This is a genomic window from Photorhabdus machadonis, assembly GCF_052657765.1.
Genome location: NZ_CP199761.1, coordinates 1,407,390 through 1,419,443 on the forward strand (window position 1 = coordinate 1,407,390; position 12,054 = coordinate 1,419,443).

The 12,054-nt window shown below is 44.0% G+C and carries 12 protein-coding genes and 3 pseudogenes; 9 read left to right on the forward strand and 6 right to left on the reverse strand.

The genetic code is table 11. The annotated features are described in order from the left end of the window. The first annotated feature begins 19 nt into the window (after window positions 1-19). The 6 genes and pseudogenes from ACUN2T_RS07085 to ACUN2T_RS07110 all read left to right on the forward strand — a co-directional run bounded on the left by ACUN2T_RS07085 (window position 20) and on the right by ACUN2T_RS07110 (window position 4,721). The gene (locus ACUN2T_RS07085) at window positions 20-298 is read left to right on the forward strand and encodes an arylsulfatase regulator (protein ID WP_338885770.1); all 279 of its coding nucleotides are present in this window, start codon (window positions 20-22) and stop codon (window positions 296-298) included. Between the two features lie 5 nt (window positions 299-303). Further along, window positions 304-618, forward strand: coding sequence for a type II toxin-antitoxin system RelE/ParE family toxin (locus tag ACUN2T_RS07090; protein WP_023043805.1), 315 nt, complete (start codon window positions 304-306; stop codon window positions 616-618). 31 nt (window positions 619-649) lie between these two features. Then, on the forward strand, window positions 650-3,700 hold the full coding sequence (locus ACUN2T_RS07095) for a Tn3 family transposase (protein WP_445496877.1): 3,051 nt from the start codon (window positions 650-652) through the stop codon (window positions 3,698-3,700). A 57-nt stretch (window positions 3,701-3,757) separates the two neighbouring features. Next, a pseudogene (locus tag ACUN2T_RS07100) lies at window positions 3,758-4,060 on the forward strand (ISKra4 family transposase); the annotation flags it as partial. Window positions 4,061-4,209: 149 nt separating this feature from the next. Next, window positions 4,210-4,434, forward strand: coding sequence for a type II toxin-antitoxin system RelB family antitoxin (gene relB / locus ACUN2T_RS07105; RefSeq protein WP_445496879.1), 225 nt, complete (start codon window positions 4,210-4,212; stop codon window positions 4,432-4,434). An 11-nt stretch (window positions 4,435-4,445) separates the two neighbouring features. After that, window positions 4,446-4,721 (forward strand): type II toxin-antitoxin system RelE family toxin, encoded by a 276-nt coding sequence (locus tag ACUN2T_RS07110; protein ID WP_054481487.1) that lies wholly within the window; start codon window positions 4,446-4,448, stop codon window positions 4,719-4,721. Between the two features lie 303 nt (window positions 4,722-5,024). Here the strand turns inward: ACUN2T_RS07110 and ACUN2T_RS07115 are convergent, their stop codons facing one another. The 5 genes and pseudogenes from ACUN2T_RS07115 to ACUN2T_RS07135 all read right to left on the reverse strand — a co-directional run bounded on the left by ACUN2T_RS07115 (window position 5,025) and on the right by ACUN2T_RS07135 (window position 9,498). Further along, on the reverse strand, window positions 5,025-6,029 hold the full coding sequence (locus ACUN2T_RS07115) for an IS110 family transposase (RefSeq protein WP_445496880.1): 1,005 nt from the start codon (window positions 6,027-6,029) through the stop codon (window positions 5,025-5,027). A 206-nt stretch (window positions 6,030-6,235) separates the two neighbouring features. After that, a complete protein-coding gene (locus ACUN2T_RS07120) occupies window positions 6,236-7,051 on the reverse strand; it encodes a hypothetical protein (RefSeq protein WP_445496881.1) in 816 nt (271 codons plus the stop codon). A 109-nt stretch (window positions 7,052-7,160) separates the two neighbouring features. Next, window positions 7,161-7,586: a hypothetical protein gene (locus ACUN2T_RS07125; RefSeq protein ID WP_445496882.1), complete on the reverse strand. Its 426-nt coding sequence runs from the start codon at window positions 7,584-7,586 to the stop codon at window positions 7,161-7,163. A 289-nt stretch (window positions 7,587-7,875) separates the two neighbouring features. After that, window positions 7,876-8,178 (reverse strand): annotated as a pseudogene (locus ACUN2T_RS07130) (ISKra4 family transposase); the annotation flags it as partial. 57 nt (window positions 8,179-8,235) lie between these two features. After that, the gene (locus ACUN2T_RS07135; protein ID WP_445496883.1) at window positions 8,236-9,498 is read right to left on the reverse strand and encodes a Tn3 family transposase; all 1,263 of its coding nucleotides are present in this window, start codon (window positions 9,496-9,498) and stop codon (window positions 8,236-8,238) included. A gap of 286 nt (window positions 9,499-9,784) precedes the next feature. Here ACUN2T_RS07135 and ACUN2T_RS07140 point away from each other — a divergent pair, with 286 nt between their 5' ends. The 3 genes and pseudogenes from ACUN2T_RS07140 to ACUN2T_RS07150 all read left to right on the forward strand — a co-directional run bounded on the left by ACUN2T_RS07140 (window position 9,785) and on the right by ACUN2T_RS07150 (window position 11,421). Further along, window positions 9,785-10,951 carry an ISAs1 family transposase gene (locus tag ACUN2T_RS07140; protein WP_445494376.1) on the forward strand — a complete coding sequence of 389 codons (1,167 nt, stop codon included), beginning with the start codon at window positions 9,785-9,787 and terminating at the stop codon, window positions 10,949-10,951. 47 nt (window positions 10,952-10,998) lie between these two features. Next, window positions 10,999-11,199: pseudogene (locus ACUN2T_RS07145) on the forward strand (recombinase family protein); the annotation flags it as partial. Further along, window positions 11,173-11,421 carry a helix-turn-helix domain-containing protein gene (locus tag ACUN2T_RS07150; protein ID WP_445497821.1) on the forward strand — a complete coding sequence of 83 codons (249 nt, stop codon included), beginning with the start codon at window positions 11,173-11,175 and terminating at the stop codon, window positions 11,419-11,421. The pseudogene ACUN2T_RS07145 and the gene ACUN2T_RS07150, both read left to right, overlap by 27 nt. Here the strand turns inward: ACUN2T_RS07150 and ACUN2T_RS07155 are convergent. Continuing rightward, on the reverse strand, window positions 11,399-12,016 hold the full coding sequence (locus tag ACUN2T_RS07155) for a DUF4158 domain-containing protein (protein WP_445496884.1): 618 nt from the start codon (window positions 12,014-12,016) through the stop codon (window positions 11,399-11,401). The two genes, ACUN2T_RS07150 and ACUN2T_RS07155, sit on opposite strands and share 23 nt — an antisense overlap. Between the last annotated feature and the right edge of the window lie 38 nt (window positions 12,017-12,054).

The window sequence follows — 12,054 nt, forward strand, 5'->3', positions numbered from 1 at the left end:
ACCTATTGAGGAGAAAAAAATGTCTGTAGCCGGACTTAGCGCAGAACAATTACGGTGGGTGAAACGTATACATGACTATGCTGCCCGTTTTCCCCTAACCGAAACCGGTGATGCGCAATTACGGAAAACCTGTTACGACTATATGGATACCTTCAAACAGGTGATAGACAGTGCATCAATTGCCCAGCTGGATGGTATCTGTCAGCAATACACCGGTTTTTTCCGGTTCGCCAAACTAATGGAAATGCTGGCTCAGGGTATTGCTGAGGGCATTATCGACGTTCCCAGGGATCATTAACCATCATGGACATATCACACTACCGTTTAACGCCTGATGCCCAGGCCGATCTGATTGAAATTCGCCGTTTTACTGTACAACAATGGGGTGAGGTGCAATCAGAAAAATACCTGTCAGGACTTCAACAAACCTTTCGTTTACTGGCTTCTACCCCTGCACTGGGAAGAGACAGGCCAGACGTCGGATCGGGCGTATTGAGTTTTCCTTATGTCAGTCATGTCATTTATTACCTCATCCACGAACGGCAACCGGTGATATTTGGTGTGCTGCACAAACGAATGGTGCCGGCAAATCATCTGGACGGACGCGAAATGATTTGATTGTCTGGCCTCATTGAATCCGGGACTCACAATGGAAAATATCAAGCGTATTCACTTATTATCCAATACCGAAATCGAAGAACTTTATGCCTGCCCCGAATTCAATGATCACGAACAAATCCTGTATTTTTCCTTAAGCCCGGCAGAACGGGTTGTTCTCGAACAGTTTCGCAATACCCAGACTCGTATCCATTTCATCCTGCAACTGGGCTATTTCAAGGCGAAACAACAGTTTTTCAACCTATCACTTGATAAGGTCAGCCAGGATGTTCAGTATATTGTGACCACGTATTATAGCGATACTAATGCGGCCCGGTTCACAGGTTCACTCTCCCGAAAATACAGGCGCAGCCAGCGGCAGGCTATACTCTCGCTTTTTGGTTACCGAAACTGGTCTCCGCAATATACAGCTGAAATAGAATCTCATCTCGCTTATTTGTTGCGTTACTATCCCAAAGGGCACAGTGCGTTTCGTCAACTGCTGGCATACTTTGAGCATCAAAAATTGATGCTCCCGTCCTACCGAATACTCCAGGATATTTTCAGCCACGCCTTTATTGTGGAGGAAAATCGCCTGAATGCAGCAGTTTCCTTGTTGCCTGCCGCAATTACTGAGCAACTTTCCGCGTTAGTACAGCGGGATGACGGTATCACCGTCCTCAATATTATCCGTGCCGACCAAAAGGATTTTCAGTACACCGCCGTCAGAATGGAAGTAGACAAGGCATTACGCATTGAAGATCTTTATCGGTTTGCCAGAGACTTTCTGCCTTCTCTTATGTTGTCAAAAAATGCCATCCGTTACTATGCGGAAATAGCCGAACAATATGCTGCTTCCCGGTTGCGCAGACTGAGCAAAACACAACAATGGCTACAGGCCTTGTGTTTCGTCTATCACCGCTATCAGCAGATCATGGATAATCTGATTGTGAGTTTTTGTTATCACACGCGGGCTATCATGGATGCGGGTAAAATTTATGCGTCGATAGCCCACATGGAGCACAGTGCCAAAGTTGTCACGGACTTTCCCGGACTGGCAAAGTTTCTGAAATGGTTTCCAGAGCGGAACCCAAACATGAGTCAGGCTGAACTGGATGAAGTGGCGTTCAGTATGCTCCCTAAAGAACAATTTTCAGTCATGGCAGAATTTTTGGAAGGTAAATCTTTTGATAAGAAGGCAGCGTTGTGGGAATACTACGGTAAGTCCTCCCGCTTGCTCTCATTGTATCTGCGTCCGATATTTACCCGGGTAAAACTTGAATATTACAAGAAAAACAGTGAAATCGGCGAACTGATTCCTATGTTGAAAACACATTATGCCAGCGGTAAAAGTCCCTCCGCTTTAAAAATCTGTGATGAGCTGGGATTCACCCTTCCCAAAAGTATGAATATCTACCTGAAGCGGAAACCCTCGGACACCCGAATTGATCCGTATTTATTTGAATTTTTTGTCTATTTAAAGGTTCTCCATGAGATTGAGCGGGGCCGTCTGTATTGCAATGACAGTGTCTCGTACTGTGATATTGATACCGATCTGGTTGACGATGCGCTGGTCGATAACGTTGAAAAGATCGCGGTGGAGTTTGGTTATTCCCGCCTCCCTGTTTACTGTGACCAGCGTCTTGATGAAGCGCTACAGGGACTGAATGAAGCCTGGGAGAGAACGACCCACAATATTCGTGCAAATAACAATCCCGGCTTTTATGTTCGTGAAACCAAAACCGGACAACAACACTGGAGCCTGCGCTATGACAGCGTTGAAAAACTGGACGATGCTTTTTTCAAAAACTTACCCAAAGTCGATATTGCTAATATTGTCATGTTCATCGGTGAGTTGACTGATCTGTGGCGTGGATTTACTCACCTGAAAGATCGCTATACCAAGCGGAAAAAACCGCTACCGTTGGCAATTAATGCCTGTTTGCTGTCAGAAGCCTTTGGGTTTGGTGCGTTGAAAATGGCCGATATGTCAGATTTAGAACTCAGCCAGCTTCGCGCTGTACGAGAGGATTTTATCCGGGTTGATACACTTTGTGCGGCCAATGAAATCGTCAGTAATCATATTCATTCACTGGCAATCTTCAAACAGTGGAACCTCATGGATAACAAACTATTGGCTGATGCAGACGGGCAAAAGTTTGCGACCACGGACAGTACGATACAATCCCGTTATTCCAGAAAGTATCTGGGTAAAGGCCGTGGTATCTCGCTCTACACACTGCTCGCCAATTACGTGGCGGTGAATGCGAAAAATATCGGCCTGAACGAGTACGAAGGCCATTCGCTGTACGACATGATTTACAACAATAAAACGGAGATTGATATCCATATGGTGACAGGAGATAACCACTCCTTGAACAAGCTGAATTTTGTCACGCTGGATTCCATTGATGTGGATTATGTACCCAGCATCAAGAATGTGCGCCACGCCGCTGACGATATTTATTCAGCTACCTCCCTGGATTACGATACCGGTATCCTTAAGCCCAAAGGGGTGATTGATGTCGAACGTATCCGCTCTCAGCGGCGAGGCGTTCTGCGTATCTTGCTTTCATTGATCATGCAGGAAAATACCCAGAGCAATATCATCCGCAAACTGAACTCTCATGCCCGTTACGCCAGATTAAAAGCGGCGTTGTTTGAATATAATGCCCTCTTCAAGAGCACTCATGTCCTCAATCTGATTGATGATATGGCACTCAGAAAAGCGATCCGAAGTGCCCGAAACCGCACGGAAGCCTATCATCAGCTCCAAAGTAACATCCGAAAAACTTACAACGGTATCTTCAAGGGCAAAAAAATCGTTGAAAACCGGGTCAGTGCCCATGCGGCCAGATTGGTTGCCAACTGCATTATTGCCTACAACAGTATGATCCTGAATGCGGTCTACCAGAAGATGCAGGCCAACGGTGTCCCTCAAGAAATTATTGATGAGTTTACGCGAATTTCGCCGATTGCCTGGACACACACGTTGTTCACGGGACGATACAATTTTAAGAGAAATCACGGGAAAATTGATGTAGAAGCGATGGCAAGGATATTGGAATCTCACCTGAAACAACATTTTTGGCGGGATGACTAATCAGGATTTTCTCTCAAAGTTTACAGATCTGGGGGGTGTTCCACAGAACCCCATGATAATAAAAAATCCTTGTCAAAACATCTCGATGAAATGTACACCTATATCGAAAATAACGACATGATGATCCCGAATTACGGTGAAATGTACCGATATGGTGAACCTATTTCCTCTTCATTTGTTGAATCGACGATCAATGAAGTGATTGCCAAACGGATGGTGAAAAAGCAGCAAATGCAATGGAGCCAGCAAGGTGCGCATTACTTACTCCAGACACGTACAGCCGTACTGAATGATGATTTGAAAACCCAATTTGAGCACTGGTATCCGGGCATAAAGATACCATTTTCCCATTACTATTAATTAGTAACTTTAAGCGGCCACTTCAATGGCTAAACTACCTGCAAGGTTACGCGATGTTTTAACAAAAAGGAAAGGGCATAAAGCCCCTTTTTTATTGACGCTCCTTATTTATCGCTATACATTGTATAACAATAAATAAGGAGGCGGATATGAACAAAAACCTGACAAAAGCAATTCGGTTGAATGACGAAGATTTTCACCTGTTTGAATCCTACGCGAACGGCAAAGGGATAACATTCAGCGAATTGTGCAAAAGTGCAGTAAGGGAAAAAATCGAGGACGAGTTAGATTTACAACTCGCCGCTGAAAGCTATGAGGACTATCTCAGTGATAAAACGACAATCAGCCATGACGAACTGTTTAAATCTGTTTGAGGTGGTGAGGCATGACACGCTACCGGACAGAGTACACAAAGCGGTTTGTCAAAGAGTTTAAGAAAATCGACGCGGTACACCAGAGAGTTATCCAGAAGTACATAGAGACGCATATTAACAACGCGGTGAATCCCCGCCTGATGGGTAAAATCCTGAAAGGTGATAAAGCCGAATTTATCCGCTGGCGCATCGGAGATTACCGTCTCATTGCCACGATAGAAGATGAAAAGCTGCTGGTCATTGCATTGAGCGTTGGACACCGCAAAGACGTGTACAAGAAATTTTAATCGGAAAGGGGCATAGCGCCCTTTTTTTCATGGAGAGCGTAAAAATCTATGGTCGCCCTCGTTTTTGCAACACTCATTTTGATGAATTTTGGGCTTGCTTAAATCTATCCGGCGTCACTATAGGCAAGGAACCTGCGCCTCGATGAGTTCCGCGCCTGATGAACCTTAAAAGTGTGTCGGCTTCAAGGAGCCAATTTTTATGCCAGGTTTCTCATCAGGCCGGTAGGCCGTTCATGTCATCAATTATCAGTCTTCGCAAAACCTGTGGGGTCTCGTTTCAAATTTGTTCACAATAGGCTTGATTTAAGCTTCAAATACCGTGTGTTTTGTCGTAATAGCCCAGGCTATCCGGGCAAGTTTATTAGCCAATGCACAGGCCACAATATTAGAATGCTTTCGTTCAAGTTGCTGCTTAACCCAGTCAGCCAGTTTGCCCTTTCTATGCTCAATATGCATTATGAATGTTCGGGCACAGAGCACCAACAGTTGCCGGAGTGTTTTGTTACCCCGTTTACTGATCCCCAATAAGGTTGTCTTTCCTCCGGTACTGTACTGGCGGGGCACCAATCCCGTCGAGGCTGAAAAATCCCGGCTGTGTGCGTATTGTTTCCTATCGCCCAGTTGTGAGGAAAGCACACTCGCCGTGATGGGGCCAATGCCGGGGATCGTCATCAGCCGTTGTCCGATATCATCCTGAGCAATCTCCTGTGATAGAGCAGTTTCAATTTCGGTGATTTGCTCAACCAGATAGTGATAATGTGCCTGTAACCGCAGTAATACCTGCACCAAATAAGGAGGAAGTTCATGTTCAGCCAGCACAGCAGAGAGCCGTTTTATCACGGCAATCCCCTTGGGCATGCTGAGACCAAATTCAAGCAGGAAAGCCTGCATCTGATTGGTGGTTTTGACTTTATCCCGGACCAGCGATTCCCGGACACGGTGCAGGGCGCGCATGGCTTGTTGGGCTTCTGTTCTGGGCTGAACAAAACGCATTGAGGGCCGTGAAGCAGCTTCACAGATAGCCTCCGCATCAATAAAATCATTCTTGTTACTTTTGACAAAAGGGCGGACAAACTGCGGTGAAATCAGCTTGGCCTCATGCCCAAAATCAGCGATCCGTCTTGCCATGAAATGCGCGCCCGCACAGGCTTCCATCACCACTATTGCCGGAGAGCAGCCAGCTAAGAATTCCATCAATTTAGTTCGGGTGAATTTTTTACGCAGCAACGCTTTTCCTGATTGATCCTGACAATGGATATGAAAGGAATGCTTGCCAAGATCGATGCCAATCAATGCGATAGTGTTCATGATGGTGGCCTCTTAAATAAAAAATAAATCACACGCTGTCAATATATCGCTAACAGGGTGAGGGCGGCCATCTCATTAATGTGGGGCATGGATTCAATGAAAGCTGGATAAAATAGTTTAACCACTCAGGTTACGGGGAATTGTGGCGATTGAGTGGTTCTCACCGCTATCTGATAAGCACGCTTAATTGCTTAATTTATAGTGAGTTAAAAAAGTGCCCCACATTTTTTTACGCTCTCCCAATAATAGCTATCCGAGTTGTTCCCATGCCATACTTTCCTGTACCAATGATAATCCCATGTTTCCTCATTATTGGGAATACCAGCAGCCAACCCTACTATCCACGCGGGGCTTTCATTGCTTCCGTTTACGGGATTCATCCCTTCTTCAAGGCGGATAATACGATCGTTTCTCACGCCTTCTAGAAGTTCTTCATTAGATTCTGGGATTTTGCTTTTTTGGCAAAAACCGGGGTGAGGCCAGCTGCTCTGAGTATTACCATCTGTCCTTACGTTGCATGCGTATGCGTAGCAATTATTGCCTCTCAAGTGTGCAGGGTCATTCCACCATGCGGAATTATATGTTGCATATTGGACGGTACTTCCGTGTGTCATACCACTCTTAAAATGCGTTTCTTGGGAATCGCGCCGGGCTTTATCTGAGGAATTATATGAGACATTTCTAAGCATTTGTCCGCAAGAATTGAATGTTTCGGATTCATTTGAAAGTGTTACTTCAGCCTCATTTAGAAGAAGTTGTCCCAATTTTCGGCTGGCTGATATGTCTTTTGCATGTCCATCAGAGACGTCAAAAACCATAGGCAGTCCAAATTTTAGCGCGGATGTATGGTCGAGAATCTCAACCGTAATCCCCACAAATCCGGGTAAGAGAATATTAGGAGATATATTTATGGCATCTTGATTGCTAGAGATATATTTTAGGATATTAGATGCCTGAGGCTCATGAATTATTCCGAATGGGTTATTTCTTCCAAAGAAGATATTTTTGGTTATCTTTAACATATATTTTCCTTTACAAACTCAGCTCTGAACAGCTACAAGTTGATTTCGAATAAAGCTCAAGGGGACAGAAGTCCCCTAAAGCACTAGAGAGGCCAGGACAGTAAAACTGTTACACCATTCTTTCTGGAATGTGAATTTCTTTTTGCTCATCTACGAAGATAAGCACTGATGGGTAAATCGATACCTCGCATCCACTAGAAGCTGAGAAAGTCACATACATTTCTTGAGTGGCTCCATCGATTCTCAATGTGACATTACCATTATCATTACTACCAATAGAACAATAGAAATTGTCTTTCATTGTATACAGCCGACCACTGGATGTAATAAACTTTACCCACCAATAATCATATGGCGAACCTGAACCTGTTTCATAAGTAACTTTCAGTACACTCTCAGCCGTTTCTCCTGAACGGATATTATTTAGCGTCTCTTGCTCTTGTTTATTTGGGTCATTGCTTCTACGATGGCGAATTGTAATGGAAGAAATATCTTCACCCCAATCATTTTTGAAAGTGACAATACCTGTGGACATATATAACCTCACTTATTGATTTAACTCGAAAAAATGCGCCCTGCATTGTGCGAAAACTTAAACAATCATACAATGAAATTATCCTATGTTTTTATTTTTTACTTTCAAAGTTCATTTTTTGAAGAATGTGTTTTATTATTTATAAGCAACGACTAAACGGGCAGTTCATTTACCAGAGTCGCCGGATAATCTACAGGGAGAGCATAAAAAAGTCTGGGGCATTTTTGTTAAAACATCGCGTAACCTTGCAGGTAGTTTAGCCATTGAAGTGGCCGCTTAAAGTTACTAATTAATAGTAATGGGAAAATGGTATCTTTATGCCCGGATACCAGTGCTCAAATTGGGTTTTCAAATCATCATTCAGTACGGCTGTACGTGTCTGGAGTAAGTAATGCGCACCTTGCTGGCTCCATTGCATTTGCTGCTTTTTCACCATCCGTTTGGCAATCACTTCATTGATCGTCGATTCAACAAATGAAGAGGAAATAGGTTCACCATATCGGTACATTTCACCGTAATTCGGGATCATCATGTCGTTATTTTCGATATAGGTGTACATTTCATCGAGATGTTTTGACAAGGATTTTTTATTATCATGGGGTTCTGTGGAACACCCCCCAGATCTGTAAACTTTGAGAGAAAATCCTGATTAGTCATCCCGCCAAAAATGTTGTTTCAGGTGAGATTCCAATATCCTTGCCATCGCTTCTACATCAATTTTCCCGTGATTTCTCTTAAAATTGTATCGTCCCGTGAACAACGTGTGTGTCCAGGCAATCGGCGAAATTCGCGTAAACTCATCAATAATTTCTTGAGGGACACCGTTGGCCTGCATCTTCTGGTAGACCGCATTCAGGATCATACTGTTGTAGGCAATAATGCAGTTGGCAACCAATCTGGCCGCATGGGCACTGACCCGGTTTTCAACGATTTTTTTGCCCTTGAAGATACCGTTGTACGTTTTTCGGATGTTACTTTGGAGCTGATGATAGGCTTCCGTGCAGTTTCGGGCACTTCGGATCGCTTTTCTGAGTGCCATATCATCAATCAGATTGAGGACATGAGTACTCTTGAAGAGGGCATTATATTCAAACAACGCCGCTTTTAATCTGGCGTAACGGGCATGAGAGTTCAGTTTGCGGATGATATTGCTCTGGGTATTTTCCTGCATGATCAATGAAAGCAAGATACGCAGAACGCCTCGCCGCTGAGAGCGGATACGTTCGACATCAATCACCCCTTTGGGCTTAAGGATACCGGTATCGTAATCCAGGGAGGTAGCTGAATAAATATCGTCAGCGGCGTGACGCACATTCTTGATGCTGGGTACATAATCCACATCAATGGAATCCAGCGTGACAAAATTCAGCTTGTTCAAGGAGTGGTTATCTCCTGTCACCATATGGATATCAATCTCCGTTTTATTGTTGTAAATCATGTCGTACAGCGAATGGCCTTCGTACTCGTTCAGGCCGATATTTTTCGCATTCACCGCCACGTAATTGGCGAGCAGTGTGTAGAGCGAGATACCACGGCCTTTACCCAGATACTTTCTGGAATAACGGGATTGTATCGTACTGTCCGTGGTCGCAAACTTTTGCCCGTCTGCATCAGCCAATAGTTTGTTATCCATGAGGTTCCACTGTTTGAAGATTGCCAGTGAATGAATATGATTACTGACGATTTCATTGGCCGCACAAAGTGTATCAACCCGGATAAAGTCCTCTCGTACAGCGCGAAGCTGGCTGAGTTCTAAATCTGACATATCGGCCATTTTCAACGCACCAAACCCAAAGGCTTCTGACAGCAAACAGGCATTAATTGCCAACGGTAGCGGTTTTTTCCGCTTGGTATAGCGATCTTTCAGGTGAGTAAATCCACGCCACAGATCAGTCAACTCACCGATGAACATGACAATATTAGCAATATCGACTTTGGGTAAGTTTTTGAAAAAAGCATCGTCCAGTTTTTCAACGCTGTCATAGCGCAGGCTCCAGTGTTGTTGTCCGGTTTTGGTTTCACGAACATAAAAGCCGGGATTGTTATTTGCACGAATATTGTGGGTCGTTCTCTCCCAGGCTTCATTCAGTCCCTGTAGCGCTTCATCAAGACGCTGGTCACAGTAAACAGGGAGGCGGGACAGGGGTTACGCATGAAAATATTTAGTGGATAATTCCTTCGTTTTTAGAGGAACGCTGATGAAAGAATTAGTGGATAATTCCTTCGTTTTTAGAGGAACGCTGATGAAAGAATTAGTGGATGTCTTTTCTGATTTTCCAGATCCACGTTGTCAGGGAAAGGTCAAACACCGTTTTATTGATATCTTAGTGATCGCGGTATGCGCTGTCATTGCTGGGGCTAACGCCTGGACCGATATTGAACAGTACGGCCAGCTAAAAAAGGATTGGCTGAGTTCATTTCTTCCGCTCAAAGGTGGTATTCCCTCACATGATACTTTCCGACGCTGTTTCAGTTTATTAAATCCCGACCTCTTTGAACGTTATTTTTATCAGTGGGTTTCTTGTGACATCTCTTCAGAAAAGCGGACGATCATTACGATTGATGGTAAAAGTTTACGCCATTCGTTTGATAAGAAAATTGAACAAAGCCCACTACATGTGGTGAGTGCATTCTCGGTTGAGAAAGGACTCAGCTTATGTCAGTGTGCAGTAGACGGAAAATCAAACGAAATTAAGGCCATCCCCACATTATTATCGATGCTTTCATTGAAAGGACATCTCGTGACGATGGATGCGATGGGTTGCCAACGCATGATTGCTCAGCAATTACGCGAGAGTGAAGCTGATTATATTTTGTCGCTTAAAGGCAATCAGGGGAAAACTTTTTCGGAAGCTGTTAACTATTTTCAACAACAACAGATAACCCAAAAACCTTATCTTAAACCTGACTATGATGAATTCGATGATAGTCACGGACGTACCGTCAGACGACGCGGGTGGGTTCTGCCGCTGACATCAGAAACAAAATACTTAAGTTCTTGGCCAGATATTCAGGCCCTTCTGGTAACGGAAACGATACGACAAGAACGCTATTCTGACACAGTGACCTCTTATTTTCGTTATTATTTAAGTAGTTGTCATGATTCTCCCGCCTTTCAACTCGGTGCCATAAGAAAACATTGGGCTATAGAAAATAGTTTACACTGGGTACTGGATGTCACTTTTCGAGAAGATGATTCACGGATGAGAGAGCGGATCGCCACAAGAATATTTGCCCAATTACGTAAAATGGCGCTCAATATCGTTAAACGAGATACCAACAGTAAACTGAGTTTAAGTGCCCGTAGGAAATCAGCCGGGTGGGATAATGGCTATATGGAAGCGCTGCTATTTAATCAATTTTAGCCTACCAAAATTTCATGCGTAACCCCTGCCCGCAATACCAAGCCTGTATGGATTACCTGCGTGAAGGTGATACTCTGATCGTCACAAAATTAGACCGGCTTGCACGTTCAGTGGATCATTTATCACAAATTTCTAGTCGCTTTTAGCAAGAAAATATTGATTTGGTCGTTCTGGATCAAAATATAGATACCCGAACTTCAACAGGGCGTCTTATGTTCAATATGCTGGCCACCATCGCGGAGTTTGAAAATGACTTACGCAGTGAACGCCAGGCGGAAGGGATCGCCAAAGCGAAAGAGAATGGTGTCAGATTCGGGCGCCCCGCTAAGTTAACCGAAGATATACGAAATGATATTTATCTCAAGCGTCAGTCCGGCATTACGATTGGTCAGTTAGCCAAGGAGTTTAAGCTAGGCGAAGCAACCATCTACCGTGTTTTGAACACATTTAAGCACGTTGATAACTCGTAGCTCTCACAAAGTTTACAGATCTGGGGGTTCTTCCACAGGACCCGTCACAGATACGCCTCCTCTCATCCGATAAACATCGTCCAATCAAATCCTGAAAAGTACTGTACACAGGGGGAATGATCTGATTTTTATTGAGGTGACTTAACAATGCCCGCAAGATAAACACAGGCTTAGCTGATCTTTTAACAACCCGTGCGGCCAGTTCAGCTAATTGTTCTGCCATGACACTGCCATAGCGTTGATAATTCAGATGCTGGCAAATAAGTCTTTGCAGTTGTATCCGGGTCGTCTTGCCTGGAACTTTTATATTGGCGGCAGAATGATCAGGGAAATGGCAAGCCAGAATATAAGAGATATCCGTGATGACATCTTCCAGCGTGTAGGTAAAGAATATTTTCCTGGATTTAAAATACCCAAGCATAAGAATAAAGTTCACCCTGGAGTTAACAGACCAACCTTGCGGTATTATCTGATGCTCCGTATCGGATAAGGTGAAATAGTATTCTCGTTCCTCCAAAGTAAATCGAGGCAGGCCAAAATAGTCCTGAATTTCAGGTTGAGTCAGTATAGTCAGGCGCTTTTTATTGGTATTCATTTTTTAATTCTTAATATGGCAGGGTGACATTGAGTATG